The following is a 19,425-nucleotide window of genomic DNA, read 5'->3' as shown; positions in this document are numbered from 1 at the left end:
ATTTTAGCAATTTTAAAATTAAAACAGAAAATGATAGACAACTTAAAAAAAATATTAAACGAAGATCAAGATCCAAAAGCTATTGAGAAAATCACGGCTAAATTGGAGCATCTTTTAATGTCGAACGAAGAAGTAGGTTACATTGCCGTTCAGAAAAAACCAGCGGTAACTATTTTTCCTGATAGTATAGTGGTAACGAACAAACGCATTATTTTGTGTAAGCCTAAAAATTTAGGGTTATCAATGGAATTCATTGATTATGATTGGGATGATATTGCAGGTTCGTTTGTAAAAGAAGGTATTTTAGGTGCTGATTTTACTTTTACTACGAATTCTGATTTAACGCATACCGTTGATTATTTACCAAAGAATCAAGCTCGAAAATTATATACTTACGCAAAAGAGCAATTGGATTTATTAAAAAATCCGAAAGCAAGTGTGCCAGTTGTAGCAGAAGTTAAAGAGGAAACTCCTGTTGTTGAAACAGTAGAAGAAGTTCCAACAGAAGAGGTGACACTTTATGCTGAAATTATGCCAACTTCAAACGATATTATTCGTGATACAGAAGTAGAAGCTCCAATTTCGGAAGAGAAAGGTTTAGCGCATTTAACACAAGATGAATTGTTTGCCAAACTTCAGAACTATAAAAAATTATTAGACAACGGATTAATTCTTCAAGGAGAATATGATCGATTGAAGTCGGAAATCTTGAAATTTTTATAATTTTTAACCGCAAATATCGCAAAGATTTACGCTAAAGAACGCTAATAAGACAACATAAAAGAATCCCGATAAGGTGTTTAAATTTATCGGGATTTTGCCTCTTTAATAACCTTTGTAAACCTTGCGTAAATCTTTGTACGCTTTGAGGTTAAGTTCTATATCGATTTTTTCTGTTTTTCTACAAAACCATCGGCCTGGAGTTTTAGCAATTCCACAGCACTTTTCTTTTTATAGTTGTAGAGTTCTTTATCTTCTTTGATGTCGGCATAGACTTTGTCATAAATTTCGGCATCGGTTTTCTTTTGCAATTCACTTTGGTAACGATTTTGGACCAACATATTTTTGATGCCCATTTCGTTGTCTTCCTGTTTGAAATCGTATTCACTTTTTGGTGATAATAATTTGGCAATAATAGGCGAAGTTTCAATCGCTAAAAACAATAACATAATAAAAAATGAAGGCAAGAAAGGTAATTTATTCAAGGCGTTAATTCGCGCCATTAAACCGTCGAAACCTTCAATAATGGGTTGGGTTTCGGTGACTTTTTTGTCTAAATCGGCTTGTAGGGTTTTAGCTTTCGCTTCTAAATCTGTGATTTTGGCTTGATTTGTCGTTTTTAAAGTTGCTAAATCTTGCAAAGCAGCGTCGTGCTTTTCACGTTTTTCCTTATAAACCGGACCTTTGCCTAACTTTTTAGTTCCGGTAGTTCCTTCGGCTTCGGTGATATAGACGGAATATAAATCGTTTACTTCTTTCTCTTTTTTAAGAATATCCGATTTTAAACTATCAATTTGGGCTTTGTTTTTATCTAAATCCGATTGAAAATAATTGGCTACTTGTTTTTTATTGGTCAATAGCATTTCGTTCTTCTCTTTTAGTAAAACCGTATTAATTTCCTTTTCGAATATTTTAATTTCTAGAGGTTTCGAAATTACGATTGCAATAATAACCGCTAAAATAATCCTTGGTGTAGCTTGAATGAATTCGTCAAAGAAACGCTCCCTTTTTTTAATGGTAGAAACGATAAATCGATCCAAATTAAAAATAAGTAACCCCCAAACTAAACCGAAACCTACGGCAATAAATGCATTATCAAAAACGGTAAAAAGAGCATAAGAACTGGCAATAAAAGCCATTACGGCAGTGAAGAATACGGTAGCTCCAATTCCGGCATATTTGTTTTGCTCGCCATTGGAACAACCTTTAATTATGTCGGCATCTACGCCCGAGCATAACATGAAAAAATGTTTTAACATGATGATTGATTTTGATCCACCAAAGGCGGACAGGTTGATGATTGATGATATTAGTACAAATTTAACGCAAATTGTTTCAACTTGATGTTAATTTGTTGATAAATAGTTAGATAAAAAAAACCCTCGCATTCCCGAATTGTTAGAATGCAAGGGTTTAAAATATTTTGAGATGCTGAAACGAGTTCAGCAAGACAATTAATATCTATAATATTCAGGTTTGAATGGACCTTGAACTTCAACTCCAATGTAAGCAGCTTGCTCTGAATTTAAAGTTTCTAATTCAACACCTAATTTAGCTAAATGAAGCGCTGCTACTTTTTCATCTAAATGTTTAGGTAACATATATACTTCGTTTTTGTAAGCGGCACTATTTGTCCATAATTCAATTTGCGCTAACGTTTGGTTAGTAAATGAATTACTCATCACAAAACTTGGGTGACCTGTAGCACAACCTAAGTTTACTAAACGTCCTTCAGCTAAAACAATAATATCATTTCCGTTAACATTGTAGATGTCAACTTGTGGTTTTACTTCTATTTTAGTGCTTCCAAAGTTTTTATTTAACCACGCCATATCAATTTCATTATCAAAGTGTCCGATGTTACAAACGATAGTCTTATCTTTCATAGCTTCGAAATGACGTCCAACAACGATGTCTTTATTTCCAGTTGTAGTGATTACGATATCTGCATTAGCAATAACAGTATCTAATTTTTTTACTTCAAAACCGTCCATAGCTGCTTGTAAAGCACAAATTGGATCAATTTCAGTAACCGTTACAATAGAACCAGCACCACGGAAGGAAGCCGCTGTTCCTTTTCCAACATCTCCATATCCACAAACTACAACTCTTTTTCCAGCTAACATGACATCAGTTGCTCTACGAACTGCATCAACTGCAGATTCTTTACATCCATATTTGTTGTCAAATTTAGATTTAGTAACAGAATCGTTAACATTAATTGCTGGCATAGGTAAAGTTCCTGCTTTCACTCTTTCATAAAGACGGTGAACTCCAGTGGTTGTTTCTTCAGATAAACCTTTGATGCCAGGAACTAATTCAGGGTAACGGTCAATAACCATATTCGTTAAATCACCACCATCATCTAAGATCATGTTTAACGGTTTTCTATCTTCACCAAAGAATAATGTTTGCTCTATACACCAATCAAAATCTTCTTCATTTAAACCTTTCCAAGCATATACTTGAATTCCTGCAGCAGCAATTGCAGCAGCAGCCTGATCTTGAGTTGAAAAAATGTTACAAGATGACCAAGTTACCTCTGCACCTAAAGCGATTAAAGTTTCAATTAGAACAGCCGTTTGGATGGTCATGTGAAGACATCCTGCAATTCTTGCTCCTTTTAAAGGTTGACTTGCGCCGTATTCTGCTCTTAATGCCATTAAACCTGGCATTTCAGCTTCCGCTAATTCAATTTCTTTTCTTCCCCAAGCCGCAAGTGAAATATCTTTCACTTTGTAAGCTACATAAGGTAATGTTTGTGTACTCATCTATTATGTATATTTGTATATTCAAAAATTAGTGTGCAAAATTACAAAATAACTTTTTATTTTTTCAAAGTTTTCTATTAATTTGTGAAATGTTTATCTTTCTAATGATTTGAAAAACAACAAAATATAAATGCCATTACATAAAATTATAACGATTAACGAGACCACGGTTGCGTACTTTTGGCACATTACTGAAGACGTAACTTCGTTGTTTAGAGCTGTTTCGTTAAAAGATACTTCTCTTTTTCGCTTGGAGGGAATGAAATCTGAAGAACATCAAAAAGGTTTTTTAGCCGTTAGAATGTTGTTACAACATTTAGGGTATACAGATTATGATTTAACTTATGATGAAGCTGGAAAACCCCATTTGGAGTACAAAGTAAGAAGTTCGGAGAAGAAAAATGAAAACCCATCAACCATCAACCATCAACCAAAACATATTTCCATTTCCCACTCACATGAGTTCTCTTGTATTTGCATAAGTAATGAACTAATGGGGATAGATTTAGAAAAACTTAAAGAAAAAACATTGAAAATTGCTCCTCGATTTATGGAAGTAAAGCATTTGGAGAATCTTTCTGTTTCGGATCAAATAGAGAAAGCAACTGTGATTTGGGGTGTAAAAGAGTCCATTTTTAAAATTAAAAATGAAAAAGGAATTAGTTTTCCAGAACATATTTTTGAGAACAAATTTGACTTAAAAGACAAAAAATGCGAAGCGGAGTTGCATTTTAATAACACCATAGAAAAGTTTAAAATTCACTTTTCTAGAGTAGAAGATTATATCTTTGTGTGCGCTTTTCCAAATAAATAGAATGCAAAACCTATATCAAAATATACTTCAAGCAAAAAAAAATTGCCAAAAACTATTAGCTATTCTGATTGATCCTGAAAAAGTTTCTATTGAGAAAGCAATTGTTTTGTCAAATAAAATTAAAGAGTCACCAGCCACACATATTTTTGTAGGCGGAAGTACTTTTAGTGGAACACATTTGGACGAACTGATTTCCGTTATTAAAACAATTACTCAATTGCCAGTTTTGATTTTTCCAGGGCATCCATACCAAATTTCCAATGCAGCTGATGGAATTTTATTTTTAAGTTTACTTTCAGGTAGAAATCCAGAATATTTAATCGAGCATCATATTAATTCGGTTGAAGTCTTAGAAAGATCGGATTTAGAAATTATTCCAACAGGCTATTTGTTAATTGATGGAGGAATAGAAACGGCTGTGCAACGTGTAAGTCAAACCCAACCGATTGATCGTAATAATATGGAATTGGTTTACAAAACAGCAAAAGCAGGGGAGTTTTTAGGAAAAAAACTGATTTATTTAGAGGCGGGAAGTGGTGCTAATCAACACGTGTCTTTAGAAATGATTCGTTTTGTGTCGCAAAACATTCAAATTCCCTTAATTGTAGGGGGAGGTATTCGTACTATTGGAATGATTAAAGCGGTGCAAAACGCTGGAGCCGATTTAGTTGTTATTGGAACTGCTTTTGAAAAGGACACTAATTTCTTTGATTATGATTGATTTTTTATTTTCTCAATACAAATCGTACACAAGTTATTTCATTTTTTTAGAACTAACAGCAGTTTTCTTTGGAACTATTAGTGTTTTATTTGCCAAAAAGAATAATATTTTAGTATATCCGACAGGTTTAGTAAGCACATTGATTTTTGTTTACATACTATTTGAGTGGAAATTGTTTGGCGATTTCATTATCAATATTTACTACTCGATTATGAGTGTTGTCGGTTGGTATTTATGGTCTAGGAAGAAAAATGGAGTAGCTGAATTTCCAATATCTTTCATGAATCGAAGCGATTATTTCATTTCGAGTATCATTTTCTTAGGCACCTTACTTTTTATTGCTTTGATTTATCATTTTTTTGATAAATTTACACATTGGACAGCTTATGTAGACACGCTTACAACTGCATTGTTTTTTGTAGGAATGTGGCTTATGGCTAAACGAAAAATTGAAAACTGGATTATTTGGATTATTGCCGATTTAATTTCGGTTCCTTTGTATTTTTATAAAGGATTAACTTTTTCCAGTATACAGTTTTTAGTGTTCACAATTATCGCTATTTTAGGTTACAAAGAATGGAAAAAACTTTTACAGAAGCAGATATAAAATATATAAACGAAAGAGGGAATTCTTTAGAAAAAATTCAACAACAATTGCATTTTTTTATTGAAGGAATTCCCAAGATTAATTTAGTTAAATCCGCTACAATAGGTGATGGAATATGGCGTTTCTCAGAAGAAGAAGTTTTTCAGTTAGTGTCTTATTTTGATAAATTTAAAAATAGGTATTCTATTGAAAAGTTTGTGCCGGCTTCCGGTGCCGCAACCCGTATGTTTAAGTTTTTAATAGAGTTTTTAGAAGACTTTGATCCAAAAAAAGACACTATAAACGCTTATGTCAATAAAAGAAATGCTAAAGATTTATCTATCTTTATTTTTGGATTGAAAAATTTCCCTTTTTATAAAGAATTAAAAGAAGCTACTATTGCTCTATATCCAAATTATTTTTCATTATCAAATGATGCGAAATACTATACTCTAATAAAAACTTTGTTAAGTAAAGAGGGATTGGATTTTGCAAACAAGCCAAAAGGAATATTGCCATTTCATCTGAGAGAAGAACAGATTATTACCCCAATAGAAGAGCATGTGTTTGAGGCCAATTTCTTTAAGAAAGAACATCAAAAGACAAAAATTCATTTTACTATTTCTCAAGAGTTTCAAACAGCTTTTGAAAGCATAACGAATAAGTTTACTGATTTTGACATTAGTTTTTCTTATCAAAATCAGGCAACAGATACTTTGGCTGTTAATGAAGACAATACGCCATTTCGAATTGAAGAAAACAAATTGTTTTTCAGACCAGGTGGACATGGTGCATTGATAAATAATTTGAATGCCTTGCAATCGGATATTATCTACATAAAAAACATTGATAATGTTTCTCAAAATCACAGAAAAGTAATTGAGAATTATAAGAAGTTGTTAGGAGGCGTTTTGTTTTGGATACAATACAAAATTTTCAATTATCTCGAATTGCTTTCTAACGGAGATGTAACGGAGACTCAAATTACAGAAATCAAGGATTTTGCAGAAAACAAGACAGCTTTCCCACTTCCAGAAGAATTCAAATATTTTCAAACGGAGTATAAGGTCGAGTATTTAATTAAGGTTTTAAATCGTCCGATTCGAGTTTGTGGTATGGTTAGAAATGAAGGAGAACCTGGAGGAGGCCCTTTTTGGGTTCAAGATGAGAAGGGTAGGAGAACGCTACAAATCGTTGAGTCGTCTCAAATCGATTTGAATAATAAAGAACAAAAAAAGATTGTTAAAAAAGCGACTCATTTTAATCCTGTTGATATCGTTTGCGGTGTAAAAAATTTCAAAGGAGAAAAGTTTAATTTGAATCAGTTTGTTGAGCCTAAAACTGCATTTATTACTGAAAAAACAAAAAATGGAAAAACCATAAAAGCTTTTGAACTCCCTGGATTATGGAATGGTGCAATGGCAAAATGGACTACTATTTTTGTTGAGGTTCCATTAGAAACTTTTAATCCGGTTAAAACAGTTAATGATTTACTCAAACCAGCACATCAGGTAGATAATGGATAAATCAATAATTATAACAGAGTTTTCTTTTAAAGCTGTCAGGAGTAGTGGCCCTGGAGGGCAAAACGTGAATAAAGTGTCTTCTAAAGTGGTGCTGACTTTTGATGTAAGGCAGTCAAAAGGATTGTCGAATGAAGAAAAAATGGTGTTACAAACTAAAATTTCGACCAAGTTAACTCAAGATGGCATACTAATTTTAACTAGCGAAGAAGATAGAAGTCAGTTAAAAAATAAAGAAAACGTCATAAAAAAATGTTTTAGACTACTTGAAAATGCTTTAGTAATTCCAAAAGAGCGAAAAGAAACAAAAATCCCAAGAGCAGTTAAAGAAAAGCGTTTAAATGCTAAAAAAGTTATGAGTGTTTTAAAACAAAACAGAAAAAAACCAAACTTTTAAACCTTTCAACTTGGAATTGTAGACTAAAGAATCTTATATTTGCACGTCTCAAAGGGGTGCTCCAAATAACGAGCTGAGATCATACCCATAGAACCTAGAACAGGTAATGCTGTTTAGGGAATTGACTAAAATAATTATATATTTTTATTGGTGTCAAAGAGTATCAAATTAATTTTTAACCAAGGAATAATTGCCCCTTTTATTCGTATTAATTTTACGAATGAAAACTTTATTAGCCACGCTCAGTTCGTCAAGAATTCGGGTCAAAAAAAGTACAAAGTACAAAGTATTAAGTACAAAGACTTGTTTTAGTCTATTTTCTATTTTCTATTTTCTTTTCTCTTTTTCTCAAGAAACACAAAAAGATAGTTTAAAAACTACTGAGCTAAAAGAAGTTACGGTTTCATCTGTAAGAGCAAAAGACAAAAACCCAATTACCTTTACGAATGTTTCAAAAGAGCAAATTGCGCCACGAAATTTAGGTCAAGATGTCCCTATTTTACTTCAATATTTACCTTCTGTTGTAAGTACAACGGATGCTGGTAATGGTGTAGGGTATACTTCTTTGCGCGTTCGAGGTTCCGATGGTTCTCGAATTAACGTAACCTTAAATGGTGTTCCTTTTAACGATAGTGAAAGCCAAGGTACTTTTTTTGTGAATTTACCTGATTTTGCTTCATCTTTAGAAAGTGTTCAGTTGCAACGTGGAGTAGGAACTTCAACTAATGGTGCGGGTGCATTTGGTGCGAGTTTGAATATGGCGACCAAATCTTATCAAGAAAAGGCTTATGCCGAAATTGCAAATTCATACGGAAGTTTTAACACCAGAAAGCATACTTTATCCTTCGGAACAGGTTTGCATGATAATTTTGAACTGAATGGTCGCATTTCAAATATTGCTTCTGATGGATTTATTGATAGAGCTGAATCCAATATGTTGGGTTATTTTTTCAATGCCAATTATGTAAAGGAGTCTACTTTGATAAAGTTTATGGCTTTTGGAGGAAAAGAAAAAACCTATCAAGCATGGTATGGAATAGAGGATCCAGAAAAACTTAGAAATGACCGAACCTTCAATCCTGCAGGAATGTATTTTGATGAAAATGGTACTATGCAGTTTTATGATGACGAAACCGATAATTACTGGCAAAATCACTTTCAATTGCATTGGACAGAAAAGTGGTCGGAGCATTGGATTTCAAATGCGGCGTTACATTACACTATTGGTAAAGGCTATTTTGAGCAATACAAAGAAGACGAAGATTTAAACGAATATAATTTACCTGCGTTTAATGGAAATTCCATTTCCGATTTGGTTAGAAAACGTTGGTTAGATAATGATTTCTTTGGTGCAACTTTTTCCTTAAATTACAGAGATGAAAAAACTGACTTATTATTTGGTGGAGCAGCCAATCGCTATTTAGGATTGCATTATGGAGAGGTAGTTTGGACACAGAATAACATTCCAGCATCAAATCGATACTACGATAATTTTGGGAATAAAGATGATGTAAATTTTTACACTAAAGCTTCTTATAATGTTACAAATAAGCTAAATTTATTTGCTGACTTACAATATCGAATGGTTTTTTATGAAGCAACAAGTTTTCGTTTTGATGCTGTAAATGATACGTTTCGCTTTTTTAACCCTAAAACGGGTCTAAACTATCAGTTAGATGAGCAAAATGCTTTTTATGGTTATTTTGGAATTGCCAATAAAGAGCCAAGACGCGATGATTACGAGAGCGGTGCCATAAAGCCAGAGCGTTTGTTTGATTATGAATTGGGCTGGAAATTCAATTCTGAAAAAGTGAAGTTGTATGCCAATGCCTTTTATATGCGGTACAATGATCAGTTAGTTTTAACTGGTGATTTGAATGATGTTGGTGCTCCAGTTTTTACTAATAGTGGAAAAAGTTATAGACTAGGCTTGGAAGTAGAATCAATGATTGCTATAACTGATAAACTGCTTTTCAATCCAAATTTCACTTTAAGTCAAAATAGAAATGAAGATTTTTATTATGAAATTAATGGTGTAGTTCGAGATTTGGGTAATACAAATATTGCATATTCGCCTGATTTTATTTTTGGCAACAGATTTTCATATTTGCCAGCTAAAGGTTTGCAATTGTCCTTGTTGTCAAAATTTGTTGGGGAGCAATACATGGGAAATATTGATTCGGAAGTTTCAAAATTAGATAGTTATTTTATAAATGATTTCAATGCTTCTTTCGATTGGGAAATCAACAAAGGCATTAAGTCAATAACTTTTTCTGCTTTGGTAAATAATATTTTTGATGTTGAATACGAATCGAATGGTTATTTCTATACATTTGATGATGATTCTTCAGGAAACGTAATAACGTATGAAGGAGCGGGTTTTTATCCACAAGCTGGAATAAATTTCCTTCTCGGAATGAGTTTGAAATTTTAGTTTTGTTAAGTTGAAAAAGCCTGAAAGATTATTTTTTCAGGCTTTTTTATTAGTTATAAACTCGGAGTGAAATTGCATCTAATTGTTCTACGCGGTAACGTTTCATAGGGTATTCCATACCTTGTGCTTGACCCGAAAACAAACTGTATCTAGTATCATCACATGGACAAATGGCATCAATGCCACTTAGCGTCATAGTAGAACAAGAACTTAAAGCTTGATTTGGGCAAGCAGCATCATAGGCTACATAACCATTACCAGTATTAAAAACAATAATTCCTAAAATTCCTTGTCCAGAAGAATCAATATAAAGTGCGTTTCCTGGAAACTGTAGTATACTATATTGTGGTAGGCTTAAATTTATGTTCAAGTTTACGGGATAATTAGGTAGATATGGATTGTTGTTTTGAAACGCTTCTTTATCACATCCTAATAGAAATAGGATTGATAATAAAAAAAAATATTTTTTCATTTGCTATTAACCTTTGTATCTGTTAACAAATTTAATTAAATACATTTAACTAAACATTACCTTATTACTTAAATTAATATTAAAATAAATTACTACCTTTGTGAAAAGGAATCCCATGAAGGTGGGATTCTTTCTATTTATATAAACGATGAAGTTATGAGTACAGTATCTTATTACACAGCAGAAGGGTTAAAAAAATTAAGAGACGAATTAGACCAACTTAAAAGTATAGAACGCCCAAAAGCATCACAAGCTATTGCTGAAGCTAGAGACAAAGGGGATTTATCAGAAAATGCTGAATACGATGCGGCTAAAGAGGCGCAAGGGTTATTGGAAATGAGAATCTCTAAAATGGAAGAGTTAGTAGCTAATGCTCGTTTAATTGATGAATCACAATTGGATTTATCAAAAGTATTGGTATTGTCTACTGTAAAAATTAAAAACCAAGCTAATGGTATGGAAATGAAGTACACATTAGTAGCAGAAAGTGAAGCGGATTTAAAAACAGGAAAAATATCAGTAACTTCTCCAATTGGAAAAGGGTTATTAGGAAAATCAGTGGGAGAAATTGCTGAAATTAATGTTCCAAATGGAGTTTTAAAGGTAGAGATTTTAGAAATTACAAGAGATTAAATTAATTAGTCGATTTGTCAATGTGGCAATATGACAATTAAAAATATAGTAAAAACAATTTTCTTGAAATTAATCAATGAAAATTAGCCAATTGAAAATTATTAAAATGAGCTCAATATTCACTAAAATAGTAAACGGAGAAATTCCTTGTTATAAAATAGCTGAAGATGAAAATTATTTGGCTTTTTTAGATGTAAATCCGAATGCAAAAGGACATACATTATGTATTCCAAAGCAAGAGATCAACAAAATCTTCGATATGGAAGAAGATCATTATTTGGGTTTAATGAAGTTTTCTCGTAAAGTAGCTAAAGCACTTGAAAAAACTATCGAATGCAAACGTGTTGGTGTAGCGGTTGTTGGTTTAGAAGTGCCACATGTCCATGTGCATTTAATTCCACTTCAAGACATGGACGATATGCGTTTTCAAAGAAAGACTAGTTTAACACCAGAAGAATTTCAACAAACAGCAAAGCAAATAGCTTCCAATTTATAAGCAATATTATCCCGATTCGTTCGGGATTTTTTTATGCTTTTTTGTAACTAATTTGCATTGTTGTTCCTTTTCCTAGTTCGGAATGAGCTACTTTTATTTTTCCTTTATGGTATTCTTGAACAATACGCTTGGTTAGGGATAAGCCTAATCCCCAGCCGCGTTTTTTTGTGGTAAATCCAGGTTCAAAAATTTTGGTAAATTGGTTTTTTGGGATTCCTCTTCCAGTATCGGTTATACTGATTTTTACAAAATTGTCTAATTCTGAAATAACAATATTCAAATGGCCTTTCCCTCTCATTGCGTCAATTGCATTTTTGACTAAATTTTCAACAGTCCAACTATGTAGTGCTGAATTGATCTCAACAAAAATAGGATGTTGAGGTGCTTCGAAGTTGAAATTCACTTGTTGCGACACTCTAGTTTGTAAATAGTCAACGGTTTTGTGCGTGTCTGTAATGATATCTCTTTTTTCTAAAATGGGTTCGCTTCCTATTTTCGAGAATCGATCTGTGATCGTCTGTAATCGGGTAATATCCTTTTCAATTTCAACAATAGTACTTTCTTCAATGTTTTCCATTTTTAAAATTTCCAACCAACCGATTAAAGAGGATAATGGGGTTCCAATTTGATGTGCTGTTTCTTTAGCCATCCCAGCCCAAAGTTTATTTTGCGTGGCCATTTTTGTAGCGCGATAAAAATTATACACGACTGCACCAAACAAAATAATAATCAGCAATAAAGCAATTGGATAATATTTCAACTTATTCAATAATGGCGAATTTCCATAATAAACCAATTGGTAGCTTTTCTCTGAAAGTTGCATTTTTATGGGTTGGTTGTCGTTTTTTATCGAGTTGAAATATTTTTTTAAATCAGTAGTGTCAACTGCAATAGCCTCATCAATATTATTGTGGCTGATAATAGAATCTTTGCTGTCAGTAACAATCATTGGAATAGATGTGTTATTACTAATGATTTGGAAAGGAAGTTCTACATCTGTAAATTCATTTGCATTGGCCAATGTTTTTTGAGCACTTGCCCAATATTCTATTTTAGCCCGTTCTTCATTTTTAAAAATTTGGAAAAAGTTGTAAGTATTCCAAAGAATTAAAACGACAATGAAAAAAGATGCTATTATTATAAACCAACGTGTGAGATTTCTTCTTTCTGAAAACTGCATGTATTCGTATTTGAAGTAAAAATACTAAAATCCTTTTTAATTTGATGTTTATTCTTGTAATTGAACTTGTAATTGTTTGTTATCTTTGTAAAAAATAGTTTCAACATGTTAAGCATCGATCCAAAAGAAATAGCGCCAGCGAAATTACAAGGGTATTTACAAAGTGCTGTGGCGCCTAGACCCATTGCATTTGCGAGTACAATAGATACTGATGGAAGTCCAAATCTGTCTCCATTTAGTTTTTTTAATGTATTTAGCTCCAATCCCCCTATTTTAATTTTTTCCCCTGCTAGACGTGTTCGAGACAATACTACAAAGCACACTTTAATTAATGCTCAAAACACTAAGGAAGTGGTGATTAATGTTGTGAATTATGATATTGTAGAGCAAATGTCATTATCAAGTACGGAATATCCAGATGGTGTAAACGAGTTTGAAAAAGCAGGATTTACGATGCTAAAATCAGATAAAGTAAAACCATTTCGTGTGGCGGAAAGTCCAGTACAATTTGAATGTAAGATTAACGATGTTGTAGCTTTGGGAGATCAGGGTGGTGCCGGCAATTTAGTTATTTGCGAGGTGGTGAAAATTCACATCAGTGAAGCCGTTCTAGATGCAAATGGAATGATTGATCAATATAAAATTGATTTAGTTGCCCGAATGGGAGGCAATTGGTATAGTCGATCTAATGTAGGGATGTTTGAAGTTGAAAAACCTTTGACCACTTTAGGAATTGGAGTAGATAGTATTCCTGATTTTATTAAAGAAAGTGGTTGCTTTACAGGTAATGATTTAGCAAGATTAGGAAATATAGAAAATATTCCAACCGAAGAAGAAATTGCTATATTTGTAAAAGAAAATTTTGAGGTCAAAGCTGTTTTAAGTGCTGATGATATGGCTACCAAATTTCAAAAGGCAAAAGAGTATGTAGATAATGGAAGAGCTATTGATGCTTGGAAATTGTTATTAGCAAAAAAATAAATTTTAGTATTATGGAAGTTTTAGGAAGAGTAAAAGTAATTAACCCTGTTCAACAAGTGAGTGCATCTTTCAAAAAAAGAGAACTTGTTGTTACAACAGAAGAACAATATCCTCAACACATTTTGATTGAGTTTACACAAGATAAAACGGATTTGTTAAACAATTATAATATTGGAGAACAGGTTAAAGTTTCGATCAATTTGAGAGGAAGAGAATGGGTAAATCCACAAGGAGAGACAAAATATTTTAACTCTATACAAGGTTGGAGAATTGAAAAAGTGCAAGCAGAAACACCAGCAGCGGGAGCACCTCAAATGCCACCAATGCCACCAGCAGCAGCTTTTGAACCAGCAACTAACTTTAACGAAGAAGAACACGACGATTTGCCTTTCTAAAAGTTAGAAGTCAAAAGTTAGAAGTCAGAAGTTTAAGAGTAATACTTGAATTTCTGGCTTTTTTATTGAAATTGAAATTTGATTTTGAACTTGTATTTGACTAAATGTATTATTTAACCAAAGAATTATTTTTTCCACCAGTAGAAACCGCTTCACCAGAAGGAATTGTAGCTGTTGGAGGTGATTTATCTCCCGAACGATTACTGCTTGCTTATAAATCAGGAATTTTTCCTTGGTTTGAAGATGATGAGCCTATTTTGTGGTGGAGTCCACCAGAGCGGATGGTCTTGTTTTTTGAAGATTTAAAGATTTCGAAAAGTATGCGCAATATCATCAATCAGAATAAGTTCAAAGTAACATTCAACACTTCTTTTAGAGAGGTGATTCTAAATTGTAAAAAGATTTCTCGAAAAGATCAACCCGGCACTTGGATTACAGATAATATGGTAGAAGCCTATTGTAAACTTCATGAATTAGGTGTTGCTAAAAGCGTTGAAGTTTGGTATAATGACGAATTAGTTGGCGGTTTGTATGGCGTTGATTTAGGCCACATTTTCTGTGGTGAAAGTATGTTTTCTAAAGTTTCAAATGCTAGTAAAATTGCTTTTATTGCTTTGGCAAAACAATTAGAAATGGCGAATTATCGCTTGTTAGATTGTCAAGTATATAATGATCATTTAGCCAGTTTAGGTTGTGTAGAAATTGAAAGAGAAGATTTTATGATGGTGTTGAATACTAATATTTCAATTTAATTAAATTCCAATCGAGTGTGTTAAAAATCAGTATTTCGTCATTTAAAACTGGAATTTCCATAATTAATTTTAATGCTTCATTTGCCATAATTACACCAATTATTCCAGGCAAAGTTCCCATAACACCATTCATACTGCAATTAGGTACATCCTCAGGACTTGGCAGTTCAGGAAACAAATCGCGTAGGTTTTTGTTACCCTTATGGTTAAAAACAGCTACTTGACCTTCAAATTTTAAAATACTTCCATAAATTAGAGGTTTGTTCATCTTTACACAAGTATCATTTACTAAATAACGAGTGTCAAAATTATCACTACCATCAATAATTAAATCAAATGATTCAAAAATAGATTCACAATTATTTTGAGCTAATTTTTCGTCAAAAGGGATAATTTTTATATGTGGATTTAGTTCTGCTAATACCTTTTTGGCAGTTACTACCTTTGATGAACCAATATGATTTTCAGTATATAAAATTTGACGATGAAGATTGGGTAATTCTACTTTGTCAAAATCAATAATCCCAATTGTTCCTACACCAGCAGTTGCTAAATATTGTAAAATTGGACAACCTAATCCTCCAGCACCAATCATTAATACTTTTGCGTTTTTAATTTTTTTTTGACCCGATTCACCAATTTCTGGGAGCATCATTTGCTTGTTGTATCGTAAAATATCTTGTATAGAAAGCATGGTATTTGTATTTAAATAGTATAACTCTTATCCCAATTTTTCCAAATGGGTTGATATCCCTTTTCGGAAATTATTTTTGCTATTGTTTGAGCAGAACGTTCATCACTAGTTTCAAATTGTTCTAACGATTCTACATCAACGATATAGCCTCCGGGATTGGTTTTTGAACCAGCACTCATACTGGTGACGCCTAATGGAATTATGTTGTCCCGAAATTTTTCGTTTTCACGAGTAGAAATCGAAATTTCTAAATCCTCATTCCAAAGGCGGTAAGCGCAAATGAGTTGAAGTAAATCACTATCTTCCATAATAAAATTGGGCTCAATAATTCCTTCAGCTGGTCGTAATCTAGGAAATGAAACCGAATAATTACTCTTCCAATATTTTTTTTGTAAGTAATCGATATGAAGTGCATTAAAAAAACTATCCGTGCGCCAATCTTCCAATCCCAACAAAACTCCTAATCCTATTTTATGAATCCCAGCTTCTCCAATGCGATCGGGCGTTTCTAAACGAAAATCAAAATTTGATTTTTTGCCTTTTGGATGGTATTCTTTATAAACCTCCCTATGATAAGTTTCTTGATAAATCATAACAGAATGCACACCAGTACTATGTAATTGCTGGTATTCTTCTGTTGAGAGAGGTTGTACTTCAACAAGAATTGAAGAAAAATGTTCCTTTATTTGTGTGACAGCTTTAAGAAAATAGTCAATGTTTACTTTGTGACTTGCTTCTCCAGTGACCAGTAAAATAGTGTCGAAACCTGCTTTTTTTAATTCTGTGATTTCAATAAAGATCTCTTCTTCGGTAAGTGTTTTTCTTCTAATTTTATTATCTAGACTAAAGCCACAATAAGTACATATGTTTTGACATTCGTTGCTCAAATACATTGGGGCATACATTTGTATGATTTTTCCAAAGCGTTTTTTAGTCAGTAGATGACTCGTTTGTGCCATTTCCTCTAGAAAAGGTTTAGCCGCTGGAGAAATAAAAATTAAAAAATCATCTAAACTTTTTTTCGTTTTTACTAATGAGTTTTTGACTTCTTTTTCCGTAGTTAGATAAATTTTATTTTGAATGGTATTCCAATCATAGTTTTCAAATACCGATTTGAATGTATTCATCTGCTTTTTCTTTTTTGTAAATGATAAACCTAATGATTTAAAAATGAAGTTAGTGGGCTTGAGGCTATTGCTTTATTTGCTGTTTGAGCTAACTGTGCTTCGTAAGCTTTTCGTCCAGCTATTACGGCTTCTTTAAATGCTTCGGCCATTAATTGAGGGTTGCCAGCAACAGCAATAGCGGTGTTTACTAAGACTGCATCGGCGCCCATCTCCATTGCTCTTGCTGCGTGAGAGGGAGCTCCAATTCCAGCATCAACAATCACTGGAACATTACTTTGTTCTATTATTATTTCTAAAAAATCTTCTGTTTTTAAGCCTTTATTACTCCCAATAGGTGAGCCCAATGGCATAACAGCTGCAGTTCCTACATCTTCTAATCGTTTGCATAAAATTGGGTCTGCATGGATGTAGGGTAAAATTATAAAACCAAGTTTTGCCAATTCTTCTGTTGCTTTTAGTGTTTCAATCGGGTCGGGGAGTAGGTATCTTGGATCAGGATGAATTTCTAATTTTAGCCAATTGGTTTCTAACGCTTCTCGGGCTAGTTGCGCTGCAAAAACAGCTTCTTTGGCATTACGAGCACCAGAAGTATTGGGTAGTAAATTAATATGAGGATGATTTATATGGGATAATAGTTCGTCGGTTTCGGTCTCTAAATCAATGCGTTTAAGCGCTACGGTTACCAATTCACTACCAGATGCCAAAATAGCTTCTTCCATTTGTTGGTTTGAACCAAACTTTCCAGTTCCCAAAAATAAACGAGAACTAAATATTGTATTCGCAATTTTAAAAATTGACATATAGCTTTTCGTTAAGTTGTATAATTAATTCTTTTGTAAAAGGATTGTTGGTAAGTAGTTTTGAAACAGCAATTCCATGAATACCTATTTTAAGTAAGTTATCAATGTCATTTGCTTCAATTCCGCCTATCGCATAAACTGGAATTTGGATATTTTGCTCTTGCATTTTAGAAAGAATTCTTTTGTATTTTTCTAACCCTATAATTGGACTCAATTTAGTTTTCGTTGTTGTAAATTTGTAAGGACCAAGTCCAATGTAATCGCACTTTTCTTTAGAGAGATGTATTATATCTTCAAAAGTATTTGCTGTTCCACCAATTATTTTATGATTGCCAAGAAGATTTCGAGCTTCCCCGATTTTCATGTCGTTTGCACCTAAATGTACTCCATCAGCGTTGATTTGAATGGCTAAATCTACTTTGTCGTTAATGATGAAAGTTGCTAAGTATTCATTACAAAGTATTTTTACTGCCTCCGCTAAAGTAAATAGTTCGTTTGAATTGCCGTTTTTGAATCGCATTTGAATCCAATCACAACCATTATCTAATGCTTGATGAATGTTATATAATTGTTGTTCGACGGTGTTTCCCTGAGAAATGTATTGTAGTTTACTAAACATAATGATATCCTAATAGTGTATTGTTTGAGTTAAGAAATTTTTCAATATAAATTTTGGCATTTGTACAAGCAGAAGTTAGATCGTATTTCAATGCTATATTCGCTAGAATTGCAGCAGATAAAACACAACCAGAACCATGTTTCTCTTGTATACTTGATGTTTTTGGTATTATTTTTATGACTTCTCCATTGAGGTATAGTTCATCTATGCCTTTCAATTCAGAACGATGTCCTCCTTTCAATAAAACAGGACAATATTTAGATAATTTTTGTGCTGTTTTTGTTGCAGAAATTCCATTTTGGGAGAGTTTTGATAGTTCTATATAGTTTGGAGTAATTAAGTCTATGTTTCGAATTACCTCTATAAAAGTTGATTTGTTATCAATGGAGATAAAAGTAAAATCAGTAGAGGATTTTAAAATGGTGTCCCAAATGATTATTGTTTTTGGTGAAAGTGTTTTTATTTCTTGAACAATACTTTTTAAATAGGTTAGCGATGGAATAATCCCTATTTTAACTCCTTTTATATCGTGTTTTTCGAAGAGCATTTTTATGGAACGCAATACAAAATCTAAGTCAGTCCAATGCATTTCATAAAAATGATTTTCGGTTTGAATCGTATTCCCAGTATTAATGGCTAATCCATACACTTGATGTTGTTCAAACGTTTTGATATCCGATAAAATACCAGCACCAGCAGAAGGGTCAAAACCTGCAATTGTTAAAACGATTGGGCGATTTTTCGACATTTTATATATTTTTTTACTGGGTTTTTACAATTCCAAATGGTTCCTAATAATGCTACATCATCAAAACCGTTTTCTAATGTATATTGAATATTTTCAGCTGTAATTCCACCTAATGCAACTAGTCTTGTGTCGAAGTTGCTTCTTTCTTTTACTCTTTCAAAGTGATTGTTTTTTGGAGTGTAATTCGGTTTGGAAATGCTTGGAAAAATTGGACTCAAAAAAGCGTATTCAAAACTATGTTTTAGCGCATTGAAATTATCGATAGTATGAATTGATGTGGAATGGTATTTAATTGATTTTAAAGGCTTTACTGGTATGGAATTTCTTTCTTTCTCAGAAAAATGCAATTGATTGATATCTAGGTTTTTTGCCAGTTGATGATGACTGTGTAAAACCAAACGATTATAATATTCCAATCCTATTTTTAATAAAAGCGATTCCATTTCTGCTTCGGAGAAATCAGGTTTTCGAATATGAAGAAATGATAATCCTTCCTCGAAAAGAGAATGAATAATTTTAATTTCGTTTGAAATAGCAAAAGGGTTGGTTATGATAATCATAA

22 protein-coding genes are annotated in these 19,425 nt (G+C 32.8%); 12 read left to right on the top strand and 10 right to left on the bottom strand.

All coding sequences use genetic code 11. From position 1 onward, the window contains the following. The first annotated feature begins 30 nt into the window (after positions 1 to 30). Positions 31 to 723 (top strand): PH domain-containing protein, encoded by a 693-nt coding sequence (locus tag BUE95_RS02335; protein ID WP_073581050.1) that lies wholly within the window; start codon positions 31 to 33, stop codon positions 721 to 723. Between the two features lie 155 nt (positions 724 to 878). Here the strand turns inward: BUE95_RS02335 and BUE95_RS02330 are convergent, their stop codons facing one another. Together BUE95_RS02330 and ahcY are read right to left on the bottom strand one after the other, a co-directional pair. Beyond that, a complete protein-coding gene (locus BUE95_RS02330) occupies positions 879 to 1,979 on the bottom strand; it encodes a DUF4407 domain-containing protein (RefSeq protein WP_073581048.1) in 1,101 nt (366 codons plus the stop codon). Between the two features lie 195 nt (positions 1,980 to 2,174). Further along, positions 2,175 to 3,491: an adenosylhomocysteinase gene (gene ahcY, locus BUE95_RS02325; RefSeq protein WP_073581046.1), complete on the bottom strand. Its 1,317-nt coding sequence runs from the start codon at positions 3,489 to 3,491 to the stop codon at positions 2,175 to 2,177. 130 nt (positions 3,492 to 3,621) lie between these two features. Here ahcY and BUE95_RS02320 point away from each other — a divergent pair, with 130 nt between their 5' ends. From BUE95_RS02320 to BUE95_RS02295, 6 genes are all read left to right on the top strand, one after another. After that, positions 3,622 to 4,305, top strand: a complete 684-nt coding sequence (locus BUE95_RS02320; RefSeq protein WP_073581044.1) for a 4'-phosphopantetheinyl transferase family protein — start codon at positions 3,622 to 3,624, stop codon at positions 4,303 to 4,305. A 1-nt stretch (position 4,306) separates the two neighbouring features. Further along, positions 4,307 to 5,026, top strand: a complete 720-nt coding sequence (locus BUE95_RS02315) for a phosphoglycerol geranylgeranyltransferase (protein WP_073581042.1) — start codon at positions 4,307 to 4,309, stop codon at positions 5,024 to 5,026. After that, positions 5,019 to 5,633 carry a nicotinamide riboside transporter PnuC gene (gene pnuC, locus BUE95_RS02310; protein ID WP_073581040.1) on the top strand — a complete coding sequence of 205 codons (615 nt, stop codon included), beginning with the start codon at positions 5,019 to 5,021 and terminating at the stop codon, positions 5,631 to 5,633. The genes BUE95_RS02315 and pnuC overlap by 8 nt, the downstream gene beginning before the upstream one ends. After that, entirely contained in the window at positions 5,603 to 7,138 is a 1,536-nt protein-coding gene (locus BUE95_RS02305) for a DUF4301 family protein (protein ID WP_073581038.1), read from the top strand. The genes pnuC and BUE95_RS02305 overlap by 31 nt, the downstream gene beginning before the upstream one ends. Then, positions 7,131 to 7,532 (top strand): alternative ribosome rescue aminoacyl-tRNA hydrolase ArfB, encoded by a 402-nt coding sequence (arfB, locus tag BUE95_RS02300; RefSeq protein WP_073581036.1) that lies wholly within the window; start codon positions 7,131 to 7,133, stop codon positions 7,530 to 7,532. Before BUE95_RS02305 ends, arfB begins: the two co-directional genes overlap by 8 nt. A gap of 220 nt (positions 7,533 to 7,752) precedes the next feature. Then, on the top strand, positions 7,753 to 9,966 hold the full coding sequence (locus tag BUE95_RS02295; protein ID WP_073581034.1) for a TonB-dependent receptor: 2,214 nt from the start codon (positions 7,753 to 7,755) through the stop codon (positions 9,964 to 9,966). Between the two features lie 49 nt (positions 9,967 to 10,015). Here BUE95_RS02295 and BUE95_RS02290 read toward each other — a convergent pair whose 3' ends face one another. Next, on the bottom strand, positions 10,016 to 10,438 hold the full coding sequence (locus tag BUE95_RS02290) for a Rieske (2Fe-2S) protein (RefSeq protein ID WP_073581031.1): 423 nt from the start codon (positions 10,436 to 10,438) through the stop codon (positions 10,016 to 10,018). 156 nt (positions 10,439 to 10,594) lie between these two features. On the opposite strand from BUE95_RS02290, the gene greA reads away from it, so the two are divergent. Further along, positions 10,595 to 11,071: a transcription elongation factor GreA gene (greA, locus tag BUE95_RS02285; protein WP_073581029.1), complete on the top strand. Its 477-nt coding sequence runs from the start codon at positions 10,595 to 10,597 to the stop codon at positions 11,069 to 11,071. 106 nt (positions 11,072 to 11,177) lie between these two features. Next, a complete protein-coding gene (locus BUE95_RS02280) occupies positions 11,178 to 11,567 on the top strand; it encodes an HIT family protein (protein WP_073582382.1) in 390 nt (129 codons plus the stop codon). A 31-nt stretch (positions 11,568 to 11,598) separates the two neighbouring features. Here BUE95_RS02280 and BUE95_RS02275 read toward each other — a convergent pair whose 3' ends face one another. Continuing rightward, positions 11,599 to 12,747, bottom strand: a complete 1,149-nt coding sequence (locus BUE95_RS02275; protein WP_073581027.1) for a sensor histidine kinase — start codon at positions 12,745 to 12,747, stop codon at positions 11,599 to 11,601. A gap of 105 nt (positions 12,748 to 12,852) precedes the next feature. Between BUE95_RS02275 and BUE95_RS02270 the strand changes: the two genes are divergently transcribed. The 3 genes from BUE95_RS02270 to aat all read left to right on the top strand — a co-directional run bounded on the left by BUE95_RS02270 (position 12,853) and on the right by aat (position 14,875). Continuing rightward, entirely contained in the window at positions 12,853 to 13,728 is an 876-nt protein-coding gene (locus tag BUE95_RS02270) for a flavin reductase family protein (RefSeq protein WP_073581025.1), read from the top strand. 11 nt (positions 13,729 to 13,739) lie between these two features. After that, positions 13,740 to 14,123: a DUF3127 domain-containing protein gene (locus BUE95_RS02265; RefSeq protein WP_073582380.1), complete on the top strand. Its 384-nt coding sequence runs from the start codon at positions 13,740 to 13,742 to the stop codon at positions 14,121 to 14,123. A 104-nt stretch (positions 14,124 to 14,227) separates the two neighbouring features. Next, complete coding sequence (gene aat / locus BUE95_RS02260) at positions 14,228 to 14,875, top strand: leucyl/phenylalanyl-tRNA--protein transferase (protein ID WP_073581023.1); 648 nt, start codon at positions 14,228 to 14,230, stop codon at positions 14,873 to 14,875. Here the strand turns inward: aat and BUE95_RS02255 are convergent. Genes BUE95_RS02255 through BUE95_RS02230 form a run of 6 tightly spaced genes read right to left on the bottom strand, consistent with a single transcriptional unit; the run spans position 14,859 to position 19,423 of the window. Beyond that, positions 14,859 to 15,569 (bottom strand): HesA/MoeB/ThiF family protein, encoded by a 711-nt coding sequence (locus tag BUE95_RS02255; protein ID WP_073581021.1) that lies wholly within the window; start codon positions 15,567 to 15,569, stop codon positions 14,859 to 14,861. The two genes, aat and BUE95_RS02255, sit on opposite strands and share 17 nt — an antisense overlap. Before the next feature lie 11 nt (positions 15,570 to 15,580). Then, positions 15,581 to 16,696 carry a 2-iminoacetate synthase ThiH gene (gene thiH, locus BUE95_RS02250; RefSeq protein WP_073581019.1) on the bottom strand — a complete coding sequence of 372 codons (1,116 nt, stop codon included), beginning with the start codon at positions 16,694 to 16,696 and terminating at the stop codon, positions 15,581 to 15,583. Positions 16,697 to 16,725: 29 nt separating this feature from the next. Continuing rightward, positions 16,726 to 17,496, bottom strand: coding sequence for a thiazole synthase (locus BUE95_RS02245; protein WP_073581017.1), 771 nt, complete (start codon positions 17,494 to 17,496; stop codon positions 16,726 to 16,728). Further along, positions 17,483 to 18,115 carry a thiamine phosphate synthase gene (locus tag BUE95_RS02240; protein ID WP_073581015.1) on the bottom strand — a complete coding sequence of 211 codons (633 nt, stop codon included), beginning with the start codon at positions 18,113 to 18,115 and terminating at the stop codon, positions 17,483 to 17,485. The genes BUE95_RS02245 and BUE95_RS02240 overlap by 14 nt, the downstream gene beginning before the upstream one ends. Further along, on the bottom strand, positions 18,108 to 18,863 hold the full coding sequence (locus BUE95_RS02235) for a hydroxymethylpyrimidine/phosphomethylpyrimidine kinase (RefSeq protein ID WP_073581013.1): 756 nt from the start codon (positions 18,861 to 18,863) through the stop codon (positions 18,108 to 18,110). The genes BUE95_RS02240 and BUE95_RS02235 overlap by 8 nt, the downstream gene beginning before the upstream one ends. Then, entirely contained in the window at positions 18,836 to 19,423 is a 588-nt protein-coding gene (locus tag BUE95_RS02230) for a thiamine phosphate synthase (RefSeq protein ID WP_073581011.1), read from the bottom strand. The genes BUE95_RS02235 and BUE95_RS02230 overlap by 28 nt, the downstream gene beginning before the upstream one ends. Between the last annotated feature and the right edge of the window lie 2 nt (positions 19,424 to 19,425).

The sequence above is a fragment of the Flavobacterium cucumis genome, from assembly GCF_900148835.1.
GTDB lineage: Bacteria > Bacteroidota > Bacteroidia > Flavobacteriales > Flavobacteriaceae > Flavobacterium > Flavobacterium cucumis.
This window is presented reverse-complemented; position numbering and strand designations above follow the sequence as displayed.

Bases quoted from the DNA above. Each gene is read 5' to 3' on its own strand.
- BUE95_RS02335 (WP_073581050.1), top strand. From the start codon at position 31: ATGATAGACAACTTAAAAAAAATATTAAACGAAGATCAAGATCCAAAA.
- BUE95_RS02330 (WP_073581048.1), bottom strand. From the start codon at position 1,979: ATGTTAAAACATTTTTTCATGTTATGCTCGGGCGTAGATGCCGACATA.
- ahcY (WP_073581046.1), bottom strand. From the start codon at position 3,491: ATGAGTACACAAACATTACCTTATGTAGCTTACAAAGTGAAAGATATT.
- BUE95_RS02320 (WP_073581044.1), top strand. From the start codon at position 3,622: ATGCCATTACATAAAATTATAACGATTAACGAGACCACGGTTGCGTAC.
- BUE95_RS02315 (WP_073581042.1), top strand. From the start codon at position 4,307: ATGCAAAACCTATATCAAAATATACTTCAAGCAAAAAAAAATTGCCAA.
- pnuC (WP_073581040.1), top strand. From the start codon at position 5,019: ATGATTGATTTTTTATTTTCTCAATACAAATCGTACACAAGTTATTTC.
- BUE95_RS02305 (WP_073581038.1), top strand. From the start codon at position 5,603: ATGGAAAAAACTTTTACAGAAGCAGATATAAAATATATAAACGAAAGA.
- arfB (WP_073581036.1), top strand. From the start codon at position 7,131: ATGGATAAATCAATAATTATAACAGAGTTTTCTTTTAAAGCTGTCAGG.
- BUE95_RS02295 (WP_073581034.1), top strand. From the start codon at position 7,753: ATGAAAACTTTATTAGCCACGCTCAGTTCGTCAAGAATTCGGGTCAAA.
- BUE95_RS02290 (WP_073581031.1), bottom strand. From the start codon at position 10,438: ATGAAAAAATATTTTTTTTTATTATCAATCCTATTTCTATTAGGATGT.
- greA (WP_073581029.1), top strand. From the start codon at position 10,595: ATGAGTACAGTATCTTATTACACAGCAGAAGGGTTAAAAAAATTAAGA.
- BUE95_RS02280 (WP_073582382.1), top strand. From the start codon at position 11,178: ATGAGCTCAATATTCACTAAAATAGTAAACGGAGAAATTCCTTGTTAT.
- BUE95_RS02275 (WP_073581027.1), bottom strand. From the start codon at position 12,747: ATGCAGTTTTCAGAAAGAAGAAATCTCACACGTTGGTTTATAATAATA.
- BUE95_RS02270 (WP_073581025.1), top strand. From the start codon at position 12,853: ATGTTAAGCATCGATCCAAAAGAAATAGCGCCAGCGAAATTACAAGGG.
- BUE95_RS02265 (WP_073582380.1), top strand. From the start codon at position 13,740: ATGGAAGTTTTAGGAAGAGTAAAAGTAATTAACCCTGTTCAACAAGTG.
- aat (WP_073581023.1), top strand. From the start codon at position 14,228: ATGTATTATTTAACCAAAGAATTATTTTTTCCACCAGTAGAAACCGCT.
- BUE95_RS02255 (WP_073581021.1), bottom strand. From the start codon at position 15,569: ATGCTTTCTATACAAGATATTTTACGATACAACAAGCAAATGATGCTC.
- thiH (WP_073581019.1), bottom strand. From the start codon at position 16,696: ATGAATACATTCAAATCGGTATTTGAAAACTATGATTGGAATACCATT.
- BUE95_RS02245 (WP_073581017.1), bottom strand. From the start codon at position 17,496: ATGTCAATTTTTAAAATTGCGAATACAATATTTAGTTCTCGTTTATTT.
- BUE95_RS02240 (WP_073581015.1), bottom strand. From the start codon at position 18,115: ATGTTTAGTAAACTACAATACATTTCTCAGGGAAACACCGTCGAACAA.
- BUE95_RS02235 (WP_073581013.1), bottom strand. From the start codon at position 18,863: ATGTCGAAAAATCGCCCAATCGTTTTAACAATTGCAGGTTTTGACCCT.
- BUE95_RS02230 (WP_073581011.1), bottom strand. From the start codon at position 19,423: ATGATTATCATAACCAACCCTTTTGCTATTTCAAACGAAATTAAAATT.